Genomic DNA, 18,892 nt, shown 5'->3' on the forward strand with positions numbered 1-18,892 from the left:
GACTGTCCTTTGATGCGTTCCATCTTATGCATCTGGTATGGCGGTTGAAAGTTCAAATATTCGAGCGCTTTATTCGATTTTATTGAACAAGGTAGTTCATCGCCTGGTTAGAGGCAGGTTCGGTGATGTGCTACTATGCCTTGCAGAAATGATGCCAGCAGAAAGTAATATGCCTTGCAGAAAATAATGCCTGCCGAAACATATTTCGATTTAAATCATCAGGATCAGCACATAAACCGGAATAATGATTACCGGGGTCACCCTGTGACATAAAAAAGTATTAAGGAATAGCAACGTGAAATCACCTCTCAATGCATTATCTGCGCAATTAAGTGGGTTAATGCTCCGCGATCAGCAACGCCTGCGCCGTCGTTTACAGGGGGCGGTAAAGGTAGGGAACCCACAAGCACAGGCTGCGATTGCTCAGGAGATTGAAGGGGAAATCGAGGCTTCTCGTCAGAGAGTGGAGAATCGGCGAGCGAGTTGTCCGGCGATCAACTATCCCGAGCAATTGCCTGTTAGTCAGAAAAAAGACGCGATACTGAATGCGTTACGTGAGCATCAGGTGATTATCGTCGCGGGGGAGACCGGCTCCGGGAAAACGACACAGTTGCCGAAAATTTGTCTTGAACTCGGGCGTGGTGTCCGAGGGATCATCGGACATACTCAACCTCGCCGATTGGCTGCCAGAACCGTTGCTGATCGCATTGCCGCTGAGCTGGAGACGCCATTAGGCGGTTGTGTCGGCTATAAGGTCCGTTTTAACGACCATGTCAGTGATAATACGCTGGTCAAGCTGATGACGGATGGCATTCTGTTGGCGGAGATCCAGCAGGATCGGTTGCTGATGCAGTACGACACGCTGATTATTGATGAGGCGCATGAACGCAGCCTAAATATCGATTTCATTCTGGGCTATCTGCGGCAATTGTTGCCCAAACGTCCTGACTTGAAGGTGATCATTACCTCCGCAACCATTGATCCACAACGTTTTTCTCGTCATTTTGATAATGCGCCGATTATTGAAGTATCAGGTCGCACCTATCCGGTCGATGTGCGTTATCGCCCGATTGTCGAGGATGCGGAAGACAGCGATCAGCTACAGGCCATCTTTGATGCGGTGGATGAACTGGGGCGCGAAGGGCCGGGCGATATTTTGATCTTTATGAGCGGTGAACGGGAAATTCGTGATACTGCCGATGCCTTGACCAAATTAGATTTGCCTCATACTGAAATTTTGCCGCTGTACGCTCGTTTATCCAATCAGGAACAGAACCGCGTTTTCCAATCGCATCATGGTCGACGAATCGTACTGGCGACGAATGTGGCTGAAACGTCACTAACGGTGCCAGGCATTCGCTATGTGATTGATCCCGGTACGGCACGTATTAGTCGTTACAGTTTCCGTACCAAAGTTCAACGTTTGCCTATTGAGGCGATTTCTCAGGCATCCGCTAATCAGCGTAAAGGTCGCTGTGGGCGTGTCGCCGCTGGCGTCTGTATTCGTCTTTATTCAGAACAGGATTTCTTATCTCGCCCGGAGTTCACCGATCCGGAGATTTTGCGCACGAATCTGGCGTCGGTGATTTTGCAAATGACCGCATTGGGATTGGGCGATATTGCCGCCTTCCCGTTTGTCGAAGCGCCCGATAAGCGCAACATTCAAGATGGTGTGCGCCTGCTGGAAGAATTGGGCGCGATTCAGCAGACAGAGAATGATCGCTACCGTTTATCCCCGCAAGGGCGCCAGTTGGCACAGTTGCCCATCGATCCCCGTTTGGCGCGAATGGTGTTGGAAGCGCGTAACACGGGCTGTGTTCGTGAAGTGATGGTCATTACCGCAGCATTATCTATTCAAGACCCGCGTGAACGACCGCTGGATAAAAAGCAGGCGTCAGATGAGAAACACCGTCGTTTCGCCGATAAAGAATCCGATTTTCTGGCATTCGTCAATTTGTGGGACTATCTGCGTGAACAACAGAAAGCGCTATCGTCCAGCCAGTTTCGTCGCCTATGCCGTAGTGACTATCTGAACTATCTGCGCGTACGTGAATGGCAGGATATCTATACGCAACTGCGCCAGGTGGTGAAAGAATTAGGGTTACCGATTAACAGTGCACCCGCCGACTATCGCAGTATCCACTGCGCATTATTGACCGGACTGTTATCGCACATTGGTCAAAAGGACGTTGAAAAACAAGAGTTCAGTGGTGCACGTAATGCACGTTTTGCCATTTTTCCCGGCTCTGGCTTATTCAAAAAACCGCCTAAATGGACCATGGTGGCGGAGTTGGTTGAAACCAGTCGACTCTGGGGACGTATTGCTGCCCGTATTGAACCTGAATGGATTGAACCGCTGGCGCAGCACTTAATCAAACGGAGCTATAGCGATCCTCATTGGGAAAAAGCGCAGGGAACGGTGATGGCGCAGGAGAAAGTAACCCTGTTCGGCTTACCGATAGTGGCTGCGCGAAAGGTGAATTACAGCCAACTTGATCCTGTGTTGGCGCGGGAATTGTTTATTCGCCACGCGCTGGTGGACGGTGATTGGCAAACTCATCATGCGTTCTTCCGCGCTAACCTGAAATTGCTGGCGGAAGTGGAGGAACTGGAAAATAAATCGCGTCGCCGTGACATTCTGGTTGATGATGAAACCCTGTTTGCTTTTTACGATCAACGTTTGCCGCACGACATTATTTCTGCCCGCCATTTTGATAAATGGTGGAAAACAGCGAACCGTGAAAATGCAGATTTGCTGAACTTTGAAAAAAGTATGCTGATCAAAGAGGGTGCAGATAACGTCAGCGCACTGGATTACCCTAATTTTTGGCGTCAGGACAGCCTGAAATTGCGGTTATCCTATCAGTTTGAGCCGGGAACGGAGGCTGATGGGGTTACGGTTCATATTCCGCTCCCCATTCTCAATCAGGTGCGTGATGAAGGGTTTGAGTGGCAAATTCCCGGTGTGCGTCGTGAGTTGGTTATCGCATTAATCAAGTCATTGCCGAAGCCGATGCGCCGTAATTTTGTCCCTGCGCCGAATTATGCCGAGGCGTTTTTGGCTCGGGCCACGCCGCTGGAAAAAGGATTGTTGGATGCACTAGAGCGGGAATTGCGCCTTATGACGGGTGTGACGGTACCGCGAGAGGAATGGCAATGGGAACAGGTGCCCGATCATCTAAAAGTGACCTTCCGCGTGGTGGATGAGAAAAATCGTATGCTGCGTGAAGGGAAAGATCTGAATGCGCTAAAAGATCAACTGAAAGAGCACGTTCAGCAAACGCTTTCCGCGGTTGCAGATGATGGGCTGGAGCAGGGCGATCTGCACGTCTGGAGTTTTGGTAATCTGCCGGATTGCTATGAACAAAAGCGGGGCGGTTATTCGGTGAAAGCCTATCCGGCGCTGGTCGATGAGAAGGATAGCGTTGCGATTCGCTTGTTTGATACCCCGCACCAGCAACAGCAAGTGATGCGTCAGGGGTTGCGTCGTTTATTGCTACTAAATATTCCCTCACCGATTAAATACTTACATGAAAAACTGCCCAATAAAGCCAAACTAGGGCTGTATTTTAACCCTTATGGGAAAGTGCTTGAGCTAATTGATGATTGCATTGCCTGCGCGGTTGATAAGTTGATAACGGAGTTTGGTGGCCCAGTATGGCAGGAAGACGCCTTCCAGCAATTGCATGAAAAAGTTCGCGCGGAACTCAATGATACGGTTGTCGATATTGCAAAACAGGTGGAGCAGATCCTGACAACGGTTTTCGCTATCAATAAACGTCTGAAAGGCCGTATTGACATGACGATGGCGCTGGCACTGAGTGATATCAAAAATCAGATTAATGGACTGGTGTTCCGTGGTTTTGTGACCGAAAACGGATGGCGTCGGTTGCCTGATGTGCTGCGTTATTTGCAGGCCATTGAGCGTCGGCTGGAAAAATTGGCGCAGGATGCGCACCGCGATCGGGCGCAGATGCTGAAAGTTGAGCAGGTACAGCAACTCTGGCAACAATGGTGGAATAAACTACCTGCTGAACGGCGCGACGATGATGACGTGAAAGCGATTCGCTGGATGATTGAAGAGCTACGGGTCAGCTACTTTGCTCAGCAACTGGGCACCCCTTTTCCAATCTCTGACAAACGGGTGTTGCAAGCGATGGAACAAATCGACGGGTAAATTACTTTACGGCATATCGCCATCTTTCTCAGCCACCGCTTACGGTGGCTGGCTATTTTTTTGCACTTTCAACGACTCATCCTATTCAGCTATTCTCCCTCTTTAACTACACCCACTACACCCTCTTTTAACTGCACGTATATTGACTTGATTTCCTCTTCACCGTATTTGTCCTCCAGTCGCTTAATGATGAAGTGACCGCGTGCCATATTTTGATAGTGGTGAATAAACAGTGTGTTGATGGCGGCACCGCTGGCCGCGCCGATGATAGGCACTATTTGCGCAGCCATTTTTTCCGTGATGGTGATCCCCAAGCGTGTGGCAACGGCGTCGATCAGCTTGGCTAACGTTTTTCCTGCCTGTGATGAGGTGATTTTTGTTGAGGTTTTTTCTACCCCTTTTTTACTGGCAAGCTCAACTAATTCACGAGTCGTGTGTTTTGTCATATCGGCAAGGACAGCACGTGATGCGTAGTAGGCAGAATCGGCAGCATCGTCATCTTTACTTCTTCCGCCTAGCGCAAAGACTTCCACGCAGGCCGCTTTGACTGAAAAATCGCTCAGCGAAAATCCTTCACTACGGGCGATATCGGCAACGGATCGCATCATAATCGTGGTACTAATCGGCAGTTCCACCAACAATCCGGTCGCACCGAAAAAACCGCTAACGGCACCGGATGTCGCGGCAGCCAGCTTATGGGTTTTCGGCGAAGGCGCGCGTTTAGGGGCATCATCAAGTGTGTACAACGCGGCATCAACGGATTTATGCAATGCAGAATGAACCACACGCTGTACTTTATTTGTTACCCATGAAGGGAGTTTAGATATGCTCCATTCGATAGGGCTGCCAACCAGATTCGCAAGCTGGATCGCAACGGAGGGGGATTCCAATAGCGTTATCGCTTGTCGAATGTCACTCAGGTCCTGTTGATTATCAAGAAGGGGCATGATGTTCCCTCTGTTTTGCAACGTTGAAACTTGAATTATTTGGGGGATAGCGTGTCCCCATGTTGGGCTAACCAATTAGCAAATGCGTCTGGCAAAATCGGTCGGGAAAAATAATAGCCCTGTACTTCATCACAGCCGAATTGGGAAAGATAATCGAGCGTTTCTTTATTCTCCACGCCCTCCGCCAATACGGAGTAGTTGAGATTATGCAACATACTGATAATGGACTCGACAATAATTCGGCTGTTCTTATCTGTTTTAATATCTTTTATCAGCGATTTATCCAATTTTATGATAGTTGCCGGGATATTTCGTAGATAATTTAAATTACTGTAACCCGCGCCAAAATCATCTAGTGCAATCACAAATCCGTGTTGTTTTAACGATAAAATCGTCGCCAGCGTTCCTGAGCTTTCGACAATTTTCTGCGTTTCAACACATTCAATCTGGATGTCGAGTGGCGTTAAACCGTCATTGTTAAGAATATTGATGAGGCGTTCTATAAAGTTGTCTTCAGCAAAATTACTGGCTGCCACGTTGATGGACACGGGCAATAAAATTCCCGATTGACGCCATATTTTTAGCTGTCTGGATGTTTGTTTGATCACCCATTCCGTCAGCGGCCGCATCAGCGTCGTTCCTTCTGCCAGTGGAATGAATTGATCCGGATAAATTTCACCTAAATCGGGATGATGCCAGCGAATTAATGCTTCTGCGCCAATGACTTGATTGTCATGAATATTCAATTTTGGTTGATAAACCAGATATAGCCCCGGTTTATTGTTTTTTAATACATCGGATAATTCGTTAAGTAACGTAAACGTGACTTGCTGAGTCTTGTCGCTGTCTACGTTATAAGCACGATAACGGGTGTCGGTATTGATGGCATCATGTAGAGCGCTCATCGATTCGCGCAAAATGCGCTGAGGATCATCTACCGGGATCTGAAATTCTGTGTAACCGGCAAATAACTCTAACTTTAGCGGAATATGACTGGTAATACTGTCCTGAATCCGTGTGGCACAGAGAGAGAGTTCTTGAAGAACTTGTGCTTTCATGTCGGCTTTTACCAGCAGGGCGAAACGGCCGACTGCGGCACAATAAATACCGCCGTGGTTGTGAAATGTCAGGCGTAAAAAAATGGCGATATCACGTAGAATATTTTCTACGGTTGGCATGCCTAATGAACGCCCCATCTCATAGGCGTAAGAAATATCAATACTGTCAATCAGTAGTAACAGATAGTTTTCATGGATATCCGTCATTTGACCGATATCTTCAATTAGTCGCTGCCGATTGGGTAGCATGGTTACCGCATCAATAAGCCCGATAGCGTTGCGGTATTCAATTAGCGCCATCACAATGGCCGCTAAATCACGCAGGGTGCGCAGTTGTATTTTGCTGAAATTTCGCGGGACATAATCCATTACGCAAAGCGTACCGATCGAATATCCTTCTTCCGTAATCAGCGGTATCCCGGCATAAAAACGAATGTGGGGAGCCTGGGCAACATAGATACTGTCTTTAAAGCGCGAATCCTGAAGTGCATCTGGGCAAATCAATGTGTTGCCTGTTTGGACGGCAAAATGATCGAATGATCCGATTTTTTCCATTTCGGTTAAGGAAAAATTTGTCCTGGCCTTAATGTGTTGTTTCTCTGTGCCGCTAAGCGTGACTAAGGCGGTTGGCATTTTTAATAACTGGCAGGCTAAATCAGTAACTTTATTAAGGTTATTATCTTGAGAAATATCAAGGCTTTTAAGCAGGTCGAGAGTTTGCATGCGTTTTTTTTCATCATGACTGAGATGTCTTAACATGTCGCCCTCTTTTTCGTCATATGGTTTTTATACCTGTGATACATCAGACTGCCAGTATGTTGTTAAAAACAATAATATGTGTTCCTGAAACCCGAATTATTGCATTCGAACACAGTAACATAGGGAGGGTAGCAATGATGAGGATTATTGTAAAAATATGGAACTCAGTTAATTATCTTAATCTTCGCTCTCCTCTGCGAAATGAAGTGCTAACGTTCTTTTCTGTTTAAGAAATAATATCCCTACTCAATCTTGTTGAACGTAATAATCTATTTTATCGCAACGGTAAAATAAAAGATCAGCGAGCCGCCTTGGTATCCCTTGCTAACGCTTCCAACTGTTGACGGATAGCCGTTACTGAAACTGCTCGATTGTCAGCGCGATCGCGATCGCTGGCGGCAGGGGCAGAACTTTGAATACCGATAACGGCCCATCCGGCTTCTGAATGCAGTATCAGGGGCGAACCACTGTCACCGGGTAATGTATCACATCGATGTGACAATACCGCTGGCTGAGCCCAACCGGTAATCAGACAATCTTGATGGCGATACAGCGTGTCCTGGTGATCTTCGGGATACCCTGCCTGAGTGACCCGTTGCCGATTCTGGTGCAATGCCTCAATTAATGATTGACGGTTGCCCTGCCACAGTGGGATGGGGGCAATGTTGGTTGGCGTTTGTTTTAAGCGAATTAGTGCATAGTCACGCGGTGCTGCCAGCGATGGAACCACCCAGCCTTCACCATCGGCTTCCAGTTGTTTAGCTAATTTCTTGTTTACCAGCGCTTCAATTTCTTTGGTTTCATAGCGCCAGCCATCCTCTGTTGACTGAAAGCGAAGGGCGACCGGTTTATCGGCGGTTCCCTTTGGTGGAATTAACACGCAGTGCCCTGCTGTCAATGCGAGATGAGGGGATATCAATGTCGCCGTACATAAGTTGCCGCTGGCGGTTTCCAGTTGGCCAATCGCTTGCCAGGGCCATTGGGTGGTATCGGCCACACGGTCTCGATCATCATGATTGAAAAATAATATCTGTTGTTGTTTTTTTGCCTCGTCGGTAGAGGGTTGTGCCCAACAGGCAGTAGAAGCAAGGACGAATGAACATAACAATCCAACGGATATGCGCATGTAATGATGAGCCTTACGTTAGCTATTTGTGATTTATCTAATATACCCGTCATACTTCAAGTTGCTTGTGCGTTGGCTGCACTCACTCACCCGAATCACTTACTCAAGTAAGCTCATCGGGATTCCCTCACTTGCCGCCTTCATGCAACTCGAATTATTTTGGGTATAAGTGCAGTGAAATAATGATATTAGCGATCTAATTATAGATGTATTTGCCATGACTCATTAAGTATAGCGAGGCAATTTCATATTAAATAAACGGTTGAGCCTCATGGCTTATAGAAAAAAGAGCAGGGTGATACCTCCGCAAAGGAGTACAAGGGATAGCAGGATTTCAAATGAGTAGCGACGTAGCATTGATCCGATACCCTATGAAATAAACACCCGGAAAACCGGGTGTTGTGAACTGTCGATAATGTCGCTATTGACGGTATGCTTTCTGCATTCATCATTCTCGACGGTATTGCTTTGATGGTGTCGAGATGATGAGAGAAACCGGATGATCAGGCGGCTGGCGTAGTCGTTGCCGGTTTTGTGGTTTTGGCTTTTTTCACATGTTTTTTAGCAGCCTGGGCTTTTTGCTCGGCAGGTTTGGCTTTCTTCACGTGTTTTTTAGCAGCCTGGGCTTTTTGTTCGGCAGGTTTGGCTTTCTTCACATGTTTCTTAGCAGCCTGAGCCTTTTGTTCAGCCAGTGGCGCTTTTTTCACGGTTTTCTTGGCGTGGGCGACGTTGGTGTGAGTCGCTGTTGCTGCTGGCGCGTTATGGGTAGTGTCAGCGGCGAATGCAACAGAGGACAGACCCAAAGCCGCACCTGCGATCATTACTAATACTTTATTCATCATCATTTCCTCGTTATCTCATTCACATGTCGTGCCCCCGATATGGGGCGTTGAGATGAGCATAAGGAAAAAGGATGGTGTCGTCCGTGAGTGATTCGTTTCGGCGTGTAACCTAATGTACAGCGTTATCCGATGACCTTCCTTCCAGACAATGCGTTTTAATCCGTGCTCGTTAGTACAGTAGGGAATTTTACCGGCCAACAGAAACAGAAACGGGCACCACCAAGTGAACTGCTATCAACGGCGATAGTACCTTCGTAAGCACGGGCAATGGCATGAACAATCGCTAGGCCTAAACCGCAACCACCGCTGCTGTTTTCTACTCCAGCCTCAAGGCGAACAAAAGGTTCGAAAATAAGGGTGCGACTCTCTGGTGCGATGCCGGGGCCATCGTCTTCAACCAGCAAACAGGCCGTTTGATCGTGTTGCATGAATAAACTGATGTGTACTTGCTGATGACAAAACCGCAATCCGTTATTCACGAGATTGTTCAGCACTCGTTCCATCAGTCGTCGATCCACTGCGCCGAAACTACCGGAATGAAGCATATCCAGAGTAATCGTCTTATCGGGATGGATCAGTCGAAAATCATCGACTTTAGCCTGTAACCATGCGGAAAAATCGATTTCAGTAAGATGTAGGGTGACCTGTGGGCGATCCAACCGGGCATAAGTCAGCAGTTCGTCAATGAGCGATTCGAGCTGACCGATATCTTGATTGAGCGCCTGCTGCTCTTCTTCTGTCAGATGATCGCTCATGGCGAGCCGATAACGCAGACGCACGAGTGGTGTGCGCAACTCATGAGCAATATTGTCAATGAGCTGTTTTTTACTGGTAATCAGCTGATTCAGATTGTCTGCCATCAGATTGAATGCCACGCCGAGCCGAAACAGGCTGGAAGTGTTGTCAAAATGGGTACGTTCATCGAGATGACCCGCGCCCAGGCGTTGCGCCGCGTTTTCCAGCGTCAACAAGGCTTTCCAATGCGGACGCATCCATAAGAATACCGGTAACGCCAGTGATAGACCAATCAGCATGACCAGAAGCAGATCCAGCAAGCGCATTTCATGCAGGAAAAACAGATAAGGTATTGGACCAACGGCCAAGACATAATGGCTGCGAGGAATTCGTTGAATGAACGTATACTCATGGTCAAGTGCGACAATCTCGCCTTGATTGAGTCGCTGTTTGGTTTTTGGCGGCAGAGAATAACGACTGAGTGGCTCGATGTGCAGCTTAAACGACAGATTTAAATCTAACTGGTTAATGGTTTTGTGCCAATCACGAGGCGGAATGGTCCTCAGTTCATTACGAATCAGGTAGAGCGAGCTTTTCATCAGATCGTCCATAGACTGTCGTCCTGCACGCTCTGCCGTGACTTTATACACAAGCCCCACCAGTAGCGTCATCACGACAAAACAGGCGAACAGCAAGAGAAAAAACTGGATAAACAGCTTTTTCATGGTGTCTTACTCTCCCAGGTGTTGGGGGCAAACAGGTAGCCTTTATGGCGAATTGTCTTGATACGAAAGGGTTCCAAAGGGTTGTCATACAATTTTTTTCGCAGCCGGGAAATCGCCACGTCAATACTACGATCCATACCGTCATAGCTCACACCGCGCAGATTTTTCAGTAGGGCGTCACGATCCATAGTCTGACCCGCATGGGTGGCTAATTGCCAGAGTAAATCAAAGTCGGCGGTGGAAAGCGCAATGTTTTCTTCACCCAGCGTGACATCCCGATTGACCGGATCGATGCACAACAGCCCAAAATGTAGCGGTTTGTGAACGTGTAGCGGTATCGGTGACGGTTCCTCATTCGCCAACGGCGTCATGGCATGCTGGCGGAAATGCAAACGCAGTCGGGCGAGTAAAACCGCAGGCGGGGTGGTTTTCAGAATATAATCATTGGCTCCCATTTCCAGCGCCAGAATATGATTCATGTCACTGTCCAGTGAGGTTAGCAACACGATAGGCCCGGCGTATTGAGGACGTAATTCACGGCAAATGGTCATACCGTCTTTACCGGGCAACATAATATCCAGCAGAACCAGATCGGGACGTTGCTGGGCGATAAATGCCAAGGCGTTATCGCCACGAGATTCAACCTGAACGTCAATATCGTGTTTACCTAAGTAAGCGGCAATCAGCTTACCCACCTCTGCATCGTCTTCGATAAAAACAATCTTTTGCATCGTATTTATATCGTTCAAGGACAACCTGATATCAGAATAGCTCGCCGCGTTTATTGGTACTAGAAGGGAAGCGTAAACAGGTATATCAACGCAACGGTCTGCCACCATCTACGCCTAACGTTTTTCCTGTGACGTATCGACTGTCAAGCAGATACGTAACTAATCGGACAATTTCCTCTTCTCCAGGCGCTATCTTCATCAACGACTTATCTAATGCTTGCTGGCGATATGTTTCGTCATCGTGTTCATGAAACATAATTAGAGCGGGAGCAATGGCATTCACTTTCACTTCAGGTGCCAGCTTGCGGGCGAACGATCGTGTCATGTTATCGAGGGCAGCCTTGCTGGCGGCGTAGGCAATGTGCTTATCGCTGCCTTTCTCCACCACGTAATCGGTCAAGTGGATAATATCGGCTCCCGCGACGCCTTGTCCCCGCAGGCAAGGTTCTAACAGTAGATTCAGTAAATAGGGTGTATAAACATGAATTTGCAACATTGCTGCCAATGTTTGTTCCGGCGGCGTATCGGCACTTTCCGCCTGCCAACTGCTGGCGTTGTGAATAATCGCGCGTAGTCGAGGCGTCAGGGATTTAACCTGATTGGCAAACGCGTGAATGTGCTCGTTGCTGGAGAAGTCAGCGGGCAGACAAGTCGCGCCTTGCTGGGTGAGACGCTCAATTTCTGCATAATGGTTGCGGTAGCTAATGATGACAGGAATACGTTGTGCCAGAAGTGAACGTGCTAACGCAAGCCCGATGCGCTGGGCTCCACCGGTGATTAAAACAGGGGCGGAAGAAAAAGTTGCCACAATCAATACTCCTGAACAAGCTGTAAAACATCAGTGAACCGTGCCAATATAACGGAATATGCTATCAGACAGTGTAGGGTTTTTGCTCTGAAGTAGCGCGATAAATCCACTGGTGAAGAGGGGAAAGGGAAATGGAGAAGGATTGCCCTATATCTACAGGTTCCAGTGAAAAGGTCTGTATTGATTATACTGATTGCTTGGCCGCGTTGTGTCATAAACGCTGGCGTTTTGTGGACGCCATGTATGGTGTATTGCCTATTTTTGGCATGGTGACAAAAAGATCTTTGTCTCGTCAGGTGGCGGAAAAGGATCGGTTGAAAACGTTAGCGTTACAGGTGTTATCGACCCAAGTGAGTGATGAAACCAATATTGTGAGGTTGGTTACGCTGGCGCAGCAGCAGGGGTTAACCGCATTTGATATTCAGTTGCCTTATCCACTCACTCAGGAACAACTGCTTTCTATTGGTCATGAATGCAGTGAGGCGGTTGTATTAACTCAGCAAAATGAGCGGCTTTCTATTCGTATTGAAACGATAGCATTGCCGCATTAAAACCGTTTATGAGTCGCGTGGCGCCGTCAATGGGCAGAGAGTTTCTGCCCATTTTCGCAAGTTCTATTCCGCAATTTCTGACGGCTGATTTTCTTCAATGGCATTCAATGCTTGTGATAGCGAACCATAAAAGCTGAGCCGTCCTTCAATAGGATGAACATTTGCACGCGCCAGCGTTTTTAACGGCTGGAAAGGAATATCGGTGATGATGAGCTGTTTATCTTCTGGCAGCGTTTCCGTGAAGCGAAGGAACGCGTTCAATCCGCCAGCATCCAGTACGGGGACCGCATCCCATTGAAGAACAATGGTCTGGTAGTCTTCGCTGCGTTGCATTAACTCATTGAATATGCGCTCGGCCGCTGCGAAAAATAGAGGTCCGTTGACGCGCAGCACCAGATAGTCAGGCCGTTTGGTCTCAGGCAGTTCACTCAGTCTGGTCATGCGTGCGATACGGCGCATAAAGAGCAATGACGCCAGCACGATCCCGATAGTGATCGCGATGACCATATCGAACAACACGGTCAGAGACATGCACAGCATCATCACGATGATGTCGTCTTTCGGTCCATGACGCAGCAGATCGACAACCTTATGCGCTTCACTCATGTTCCAGGCGACAATTAACAGCAGCGATGCCATGGCAGCCAGCGGAAGGTAAGAGAGCCATGGCGCTAGAACCAACAGTGCCAAAATCACCAACAAGGCATGAACCACCGCGGAAACGGGGGAGGTTGCGCCTGCCCGTACGTTCGCCGCTGAACGAGCAATGGCAGCGGTGGCGGTAATCCCGCCAAAGAAGGGGGCTACGATGTTACCAAATCCCTGTCCCATGAGTTCAGCATTTGAATGGTGTTTTTTGCCCGTCATACCATCCAGCACCACGGCACAAAGCAGAGATTCGATTGCCCCAAGCATCGCCATGGAGAAAGCGGCAGGCAGCAGAGCTGAAATGCTTTGCCAGTCCAACGTCATTGTTTGGCCGCCAGGTGCAGCGATATCCCAGGGAAGCACCAGCCGAGGTAAAATTGGCGGGATGCCTTGTCCTTGTGTTCCGTCGGCAAGCAGGTAACTAAAACGGGAACCGATGGTCGCCACATCCGTACCAAACAGTGAAAGCACACCCATCACCGCCATCCCGGCGAGCAATGCAGGAAGGTGTCCAGGAAGGCGAATACCGAGTTTGGGCCAAATAATCAAAACAAGCAGTGTGGTGACGCCAATCAGCGTATCACCCAATTGTAGTGTTGGTAGCGAATGGGCAAGTTCAATCACTTTTTCGACATAGTGTTCGGGAACGACCGCCATATTCAGCCCAAAGAAATCTTTGATTTGCATGGTCGCAATAGTAATGGCAATCCCGGATGTAAAGCCTAGCGTGACTGACAGAGGAATATACTCGATAAGCCGTCCCAAACGACAGACGCCCATCAGAACCAGAAAAACGCCTGATAGCAGTGTCGCCACCAGCAGGCCGGAGAGACCAAACTGCTGGGAAACCGGATAGAGAATGACGACGAAGGCAGCGGTTGGGCCAGAAACGCTATAGCGAGAACCCCCGCTGATCGCGATAATAATCCCAGCAATCGCCGAGGTATAGAGGCCGTATTGCGGGGGGACGCCACTGGCAATCGCCAGTGCCATTGCCAGTGGTATGGCAATAATCCCAACCGTAATCCCTGCGATAATGTCGTGAGTAAAGCGTTGCAGCGTATATTTTTCGCGCCAGCACGCTTCAATAAGTGCGCTGAACGGTTTAATACCGTTAATTCCGTGCGTTTTCATCTAAGAAAGAACCAATAAATAAACAAAGAATGGCGGGCCAGTTGAGTCCGTCGTAGAGAAGTCTGCTATACGATACGCTTTATGCTCTTGAGAGATCCAGATATACATCAAGAGTCGGGCCAACTATCAACTATCAACTATCAACTATGGGGGCGATGCCGCAGAAAGCGGCATCAGTAACGCGGGGGTTGCAATATGCGAGTTTACAACATGCGAGTTTATAGCATGAGTATTTACAGCATGATCGTCATCAGGTATGCCGCAAAAAGGGCAAGGTGCGCGCTGCCGCTGAGAACGTTGGTTCTGCCGGTGGAGAAGGTGATGTGGCAAAGCACCAGTACGGACACCATCACCACGATATGTGGCATATCCAACCCGAAATTCAGCGTTTGGCCGGTAAATATCGCGATCATAGTCACCGTTGGCACGGTTAAGGAGATGGTGGCGAGAACCGATCCGAAGAACAGATTCATTGCTCGTTGTACCTGATTCTTCAGTACCGCTCGAATGGCACCCAGTCCTTCAGGTGACAAAATTAACAAGGCAACCAAAAAACCGGTGAACTGTGGCGGGGCATTCAGTTCCGTCAGCAGTGTCTCCAGTGGAATAGAGTTCATTTTGGTGACGCTGATAACGGCAACCAGATGGATTAATAGCCATGCGGTGTGCCATAACGAACTGTGTGCTGAGGGTTTACCGTGGCTTGGGTCGTCGCCATCGCCCTCATCTTCATGTTCATAAATAAACAGATTTTGATGGGTGCGGGTTTGAATCAATAAGAATACGCCGTACATGGCAGCCGAAATCAGAGCAATGAGCAATGATTGAGCGAGGCTAAAATTCCCGTCTGGTAGCGCACTGGGGAACACCAGTACCAGCACGGCGAGTGGGAAGATTGCCATCAAGTATTGTTTAATACCGCTGAGATTCACATATTGGGTCGCGAATTTTCTCCCCCCCAGCAGCAGTGCGAAACCGACCAAACCACCGGTCACGATCACGATAACGGAATAGAGGGTGTCACGCATCAGGTTAGGACCGGCATCCCCCGTGGCCATTAACGCCGAAATGAGGCTGACTTCAAGGATTACGACGGACAGACTGAGGATCAAAGATCCATAGGGCTCACCGAGTCGGTGTGCGAGCACATCCGCATGGCGAACAACGCTAAATGCGCTAAAAAGAATACCGGCCAACGCCAGCAAGTTAATACTCAAAATGGCGAATAAACCCTGCGAATTCCCCCACAGGAACAGAACAGCAAGCGAAATAATCGGTAGAATCAGTGAATATTCCTGATGACGGGTTTTGACAACCTCAGTGTGAGACTTCATTGCGGGGGTTCTCCTTATCCAGAGGAATTGTGCTCAGCGGCAAAAGTACGCTAGAAGCAAAAATAGTACGTCAGCAACCATTTTTTGGATAAAACGTTACTAAAAAGTAGTTATAGCGTAAAAAGAAAGTGCAGATTAACAGATTTTATGTGATTTACTGGGAAATTTTACGGGTTTTTACGTTTGGCCTTCAAATTAAATTGAAGAGGGAGAATATGGCGATCTTCTCCCTATCTTGATAATACTAAACTCTTTTTTTACTGTTATTCGTCAGGGTTATCCATGATATCGTGGCGTTTATGATGATAATCTTCTTCATTTAACCCTTCTCGCCAATAAGGAACGGCATAAAGCTGATTCCGTTCACATCCGCGTTCCCGACGCACATGGCGACGAAGCTGAACGACAATCCGATCCTCACCCGCTAGCCAGTAAAATGTATTCTCAACGGCGGGAAGTGTCTGAAAATGATGAAGCAAGGTGTCGGTCGCGTTGGTTCCACCGACGATCCAGTGTAGTTGAAGTTGTGATGGCTTAACGATATCAAGTCTATCCGCTTCACTGTCGACACGAATAACGGCATGTCCTTGTGCGTTGTCAGGCAAATTCTCCAGCAAGGCTATCAGCGCAGGGAGCGATGATGGATCGGCGGCCAGATAATAAGCGGCTGCCGGCGGCAGCATCGGAAATGGGCCGCCGGGTTGCGAAATGCCAACCCAGTCACCGGGTTTAGCCTGGCGAGCAAAGGTGACCGCTGGTCCGGCGTGTTCATGCAGCGCAAAAACCATGTCCAGTTCCGCATCCTCTGGGCGCAACGCGCGGACGCTATAGGTACGGACGATGGGACGAGCTTCACCTTCCGGCCATATCGGGCCTCGTTCGCCCATGGTGGGTAGAACCGGTTTTTGCTGTCCGGTCTGGGGCAGAAAGAGCTTGATATGTGCGCCATACCGTTCGGCTGGGTAATTGCGCAAGGCGCTATGATAAAAAGTGATGCAGCGTAAATGTGGGGAAATGTCGTGGATTTGCTTAACCTGGACTAAAACAGGCTGACGCGGCGTTGCCATTTATCGTCTCCGTGGATGTCTCTAGCTTGAAACTGACCATAACATAACTGAAACGATTTATATTTGGAAATCGTCGGGTTTGCCATCAATTCTGTATGGAATACTACACGGTAATACATTCATGACACCTGTTTGTTGGATGTCACTTTTCTATGGGAGTACGCAAAAATGGGAAATGAACACACATTGAACTGAATGCAAAATCATCGATTAAGTTATTTATGTATATTATTTTAGTGCGTTCTATTATTTTAATAATGATTACCGATCTTTCATTTTTATCTGGTGTTTTTTAGTTATTATTATCAACTAATATATTCTTATGGTAATTAATTCATTGGTGAGTAAAAACAATAATTTATATTCTTTCTGTTGTTTATTATCAGGAGGGGCTAGTATGTCTGACATCGCAGAAGTACAGCTTTAATTGTTTTTTCTATTTCGTATCCCTTTCAGGAGAAAAATATGAGTGGTGAATTACGGAACGATGTTGATGAGTCCTTGTTTACACTATCTGAAAATGGACTCTCAGTTGCGGAAAGAGAAAAAGCACTATTGGCGTTAGATGAATATGTGGAAAGAAAACGGAATAAATTTTCCGGCTATCAAACAAGTCAAATATGTCATTATTCATCAGAATTCAGTAAGTATTTAGACCTACAACTGAATAATGTCGGTGATCCATTTGTTTCTGGTAATTTGAAGGTAAATTCCAAGTTTGTAGAGCGTGCCGTTTTGGATTACTTTGCGAAGCTCTGGCATGCACCTGAAAGAAATACGTCAAGACCGGAAGAGGCGTACTGGGGATATCTCCTCTCCATGGGCAGCACGGAGGGGAACTTATATGCATTGCGTAATGCGCGTGACTATCTGGCAGGCAAAGTGCTTTGGGTGGATAAAAATCTATCTCATAGCAATTCTCAACTTACGCCATGCGTGGTGGAGAATAAGAATGCGCTGAAGCCAGTGCTCTTTTATTCAGAAGACACACATTATTCAATTGATAAAGCAAAAGATATTTTACTGTTACCGACTTTTGCCGAGGTGGGGGAATCGCTTTATCCAGGCGAGTGCCCGATTAAAACAGCGGATGGAAAATGGCCGAAAAAAGTTCCCTCACAATCAACGGGATCGGTTGATATCGACAAACTGAGTGTGTTGGTGGAGTTTTTTACATCCCGTGGTTTCCCTATTGTGGTTAATTTCAATTATGGCACGACGTTTAAAGGGGCATTGGATAATGTCAGCGGGGCGATTGATTTGCTCTTACCCATTCTTTCAAAATATGGCCTTAACGAACGTACGCTGGATGTTGTTCTGGAAGATGGCAAGGTCGTTAAAAGTGTCAGAAACGGCTATTGGTTCCACATTGATGGTGCCTTAGGCGCGGCCTATGTTCCATTCCTTGAGAAAGCAAAAGCGCAAGGGCTGGATATTGGCGTAGGCGATCTGCCGTCATTTGATTTTAGAAATCCGGTTCACTCTATTGTGACTAGTGGGCATAAAAATATCGGTACGCCGTGGCCTTCTGGGGTCTACCTGACAAAACAGAAGTATTTACTCAGTTTTTCAACGGTTAATTATATCGGCGCTCAGGATTCTACGTTGGCGGGCTCCCGAAATGGTTTCTCCGCGTTGCTTTTTTGGCTTTATCTATCTAAAAATTCTTATGATGTTCAGATGAACAAAATAGTCCATCAATTGAAGGTGAGTGAAGATTTTTATCAGAGATTAAAAAGATTAGGTAATAAATTAGGTATTAATCTTTATATGCAACGTTCGCCACTTTCACTGAGTATCCTTTTTCTCTGTCCTAACAACGATATTGTCGAGGAGTTTTCCCTCTCTACGCAGACTGAAAATGGCATAAACTATGCGCATGTTTTTGCTATGGAACACCTCACTGAAGACGTGGTTGAGCAACTTTTCGAAAGATTATCTCAGCTGGGAGCCTTCGATCAAAATAAAAAAATGGGAGGTTTGCGGCCGGTGACTGCTGACGAAATCGAATTTCAGTCGTAGGGACTAAATTACCTGGCGTATATTTTTCCTGACTTGCAGCGGCCCCAACGAGGTGAGGCTCATGGATGAGCCGAGTAACGAGCGCAGTCAACGCACAAGCAACTTGAAGTATGACGGATATAGAACGATAGTGTTGTAAAATTAAGCAGATAAGGCAGACTGGGTTGTAAACGCAGTGCGAGAGCCGAACTGGCGAGTAGAAAAAGAGTATGTCCGGGGGTTGTTAGT

The 18,892-nt window shown here is 47.6% G+C and carries 14 protein-coding genes; 3 read left to right on the forward strand and 11 right to left on the reverse strand.

Annotated features, from left to right (window positions below; all coding sequences use genetic code 11):
* The first annotated feature begins 295 nt into the window (after positions 1 to 295).
* The gene (gene hrpA, locus ACKPVM_RS08880) at positions 296 to 4,177 is read left to right on the forward strand and encodes an ATP-dependent RNA helicase HrpA (protein ID WP_409308680.1); all 3,882 of its coding nucleotides are present in this window, start codon (positions 296 to 298) and stop codon (positions 4,175 to 4,177) included.
* Between the two features lie 89 nt (positions 4,178 to 4,266).
* Here the strand turns inward: hrpA and ACKPVM_RS08885 are convergent, their stop codons facing one another.
* From ACKPVM_RS08885 to folM, 8 genes are all read right to left on the reverse strand, one after another.
* A complete protein-coding gene (locus tag ACKPVM_RS08885; RefSeq protein WP_409308681.1) occupies positions 4,267 to 5,124 on the reverse strand; it encodes an EcsC family protein in 858 nt (285 codons plus the stop codon).
* A gap of 35 nt (positions 5,125 to 5,159) precedes the next feature.
* Positions 5,160 to 6,941, reverse strand: a complete 1,782-nt coding sequence (locus tag ACKPVM_RS08890; protein WP_409308682.1) for a sensor domain-containing phosphodiesterase — start codon at positions 6,939 to 6,941, stop codon at positions 5,160 to 5,162.
* 298 nt (positions 6,942 to 7,239) lie between these two features.
* A complete protein-coding gene (locus ACKPVM_RS08895) occupies positions 7,240 to 8,067 on the reverse strand; it encodes a trypsin-like serine peptidase (protein WP_409308683.1) in 828 nt (275 codons plus the stop codon).
* 276 nt (positions 8,068 to 8,343) lie between these two features.
* Entirely contained in the window at positions 8,344 to 8,424 is an 81-nt protein-coding gene (locus ACKPVM_RS20590) for a hypothetical protein (RefSeq protein ID WP_498044273.1), read from the reverse strand.
* 146 nt (positions 8,425 to 8,570) lie between these two features.
* Positions 8,571 to 8,906, reverse strand: a complete 336-nt coding sequence (asr, locus tag ACKPVM_RS08900) for an acid resistance repetitive basic protein Asr (protein ID WP_409308684.1) — start codon at positions 8,904 to 8,906, stop codon at positions 8,571 to 8,573.
* 158 nt (positions 8,907 to 9,064) lie between these two features.
* Positions 9,065 to 10,369 (reverse strand): two-component system sensor histidine kinase RstB, encoded by a 1,305-nt coding sequence (gene rstB / locus ACKPVM_RS08905; RefSeq protein ID WP_409308685.1) that lies wholly within the window; start codon positions 10,367 to 10,369, stop codon positions 9,065 to 9,067.
* On the reverse strand, positions 10,366 to 11,100 hold the full coding sequence (gene rstA, locus ACKPVM_RS08910; RefSeq protein WP_409308686.1) for a two-component system response regulator RstA: 735 nt from the start codon (positions 11,098 to 11,100) through the stop codon (positions 10,366 to 10,368). Before rstA ends, rstB begins: the two co-directional genes overlap by 4 nt.
* An 85-nt stretch (positions 11,101 to 11,185) precedes the next feature.
* Positions 11,186 to 11,908 (reverse strand): dihydromonapterin reductase, encoded by a 723-nt coding sequence (gene folM, locus ACKPVM_RS08915; protein WP_409308687.1) that lies wholly within the window; start codon positions 11,906 to 11,908, stop codon positions 11,186 to 11,188.
* 131 nt (positions 11,909 to 12,039) lie between these two features.
* Between folM and ACKPVM_RS08920 the strand changes: the two genes are divergently transcribed.
* Positions 12,040 to 12,459, forward strand: a complete 420-nt coding sequence (locus ACKPVM_RS08920) for a hypothetical protein (protein WP_409308688.1) — start codon at positions 12,040 to 12,042, stop codon at positions 12,457 to 12,459.
* A 63-nt stretch (positions 12,460 to 12,522) separates the two neighbouring features.
* On the opposite strand, the gene dauA is transcribed toward ACKPVM_RS08920, so the two are convergent.
* The 3 genes from dauA to ACKPVM_RS08935 form a co-directional block, all read right to left on the reverse strand.
* Positions 12,523 to 14,241, reverse strand: coding sequence for a C4-dicarboxylic acid transporter DauA (gene dauA / locus ACKPVM_RS08925; RefSeq protein WP_409308689.1), 1,719 nt, complete (start codon positions 14,239 to 14,241; stop codon positions 12,523 to 12,525).
* A 233-nt stretch (positions 14,242 to 14,474) separates the two neighbouring features.
* A complete protein-coding gene (gene chaA / locus ACKPVM_RS08930) occupies positions 14,475 to 15,575 on the reverse strand; it encodes a sodium-potassium/proton antiporter ChaA (RefSeq protein ID WP_409308690.1) in 1,101 nt (366 codons plus the stop codon).
* 263 nt (positions 15,576 to 15,838) lie between these two features.
* Positions 15,839 to 16,642, reverse strand: coding sequence for a siderophore-interacting protein (locus tag ACKPVM_RS08935; RefSeq protein WP_409308691.1), 804 nt, complete (start codon positions 16,640 to 16,642; stop codon positions 15,839 to 15,841).
* Positions 16,643 to 17,107: 465 nt separating this feature from the next.
* On the opposite strand from ACKPVM_RS08935, the gene ACKPVM_RS08940 reads away from it, so the two are divergent.
* Positions 17,108 to 18,664 carry a pyridoxal-dependent decarboxylase gene (locus ACKPVM_RS08940; protein WP_409308692.1) on the forward strand — a complete coding sequence of 519 codons (1,557 nt, stop codon included), beginning with the start codon at positions 17,108 to 17,110 and terminating at the stop codon, positions 18,662 to 18,664.
* Positions 18,665 to 18,892 lie beyond the last annotated feature (228 nt).

Source organism: Pectobacterium hainanensis, from assembly GCF_046237015.1.
Taxonomy (GTDB): Bacteria; Pseudomonadota; Gammaproteobacteria; order Enterobacterales; family Enterobacteriaceae; genus JBJYIN01.

Bases quoted from the DNA above. Each gene is read 5' to 3' on its own strand.
- ACKPVM_RS08885 (WP_409308681.1), bottom strand. From the start codon at position 5,124: ATGCCCCTTCTTGATAATCAACAGGACCTGAGTGACATTCGACAAGCG.
- ACKPVM_RS08890 (WP_409308682.1), bottom strand. From the start codon at position 6,941: ATGTTAAGACATCTCAGTCATGATGAAAAAAAACGCATGCAAACTCTC.
- ACKPVM_RS08895 (WP_409308683.1), bottom strand. From the start codon at position 8,067: ATGCGCATATCCGTTGGATTGTTATGTTCATTCGTCCTTGCTTCTACT.
- ACKPVM_RS20590 (WP_498044273.1), bottom strand. From the start codon at position 8,424: ATGCTACGTCGCTACTCATTTGAAATCCTGCTATCCCTTGTACTCCTT.
- asr (WP_409308684.1), bottom strand. From the start codon at position 8,906: ATGAATAAAGTATTAGTAATGATCGCAGGTGCGGCTTTGGGTCTGTCC.
- rstB (WP_409308685.1), bottom strand. From the start codon at position 10,369: ATGAAAAAGCTGTTTATCCAGTTTTTTCTCTTGCTGTTCGCCTGTTTT.
- rstA (WP_409308686.1), bottom strand. From the start codon at position 11,100: ATGCAAAAGATTGTTTTTATCGAAGACGATGCAGAGGTGGGTAAGCTG.
- ACKPVM_RS08920 (WP_409308688.1), top strand. From the start codon at position 12,040: ATGGAGAAGGATTGCCCTATATCTACAGGTTCCAGTGAAAAGGTCTGT.
- dauA (WP_409308689.1), bottom strand. From the start codon at position 14,241: ATGAAAACGCACGGAATTAACGGTATTAAACCGTTCAGCGCACTTATT.
- chaA (WP_409308690.1), bottom strand. From the start codon at position 15,575: ATGAAGTCTCACACTGAGGTTGTCAAAACCCGTCATCAGGAATATTCA.
- ACKPVM_RS08935 (WP_409308691.1), bottom strand. From the start codon at position 16,642: ATGGCAACGCCGCGTCAGCCTGTTTTAGTCCAGGTTAAGCAAATCCAC.
- ACKPVM_RS08940 (WP_409308692.1), top strand. From the start codon at position 17,108: ATGAGTGGTGAATTACGGAACGATGTTGATGAGTCCTTGTTTACACTA.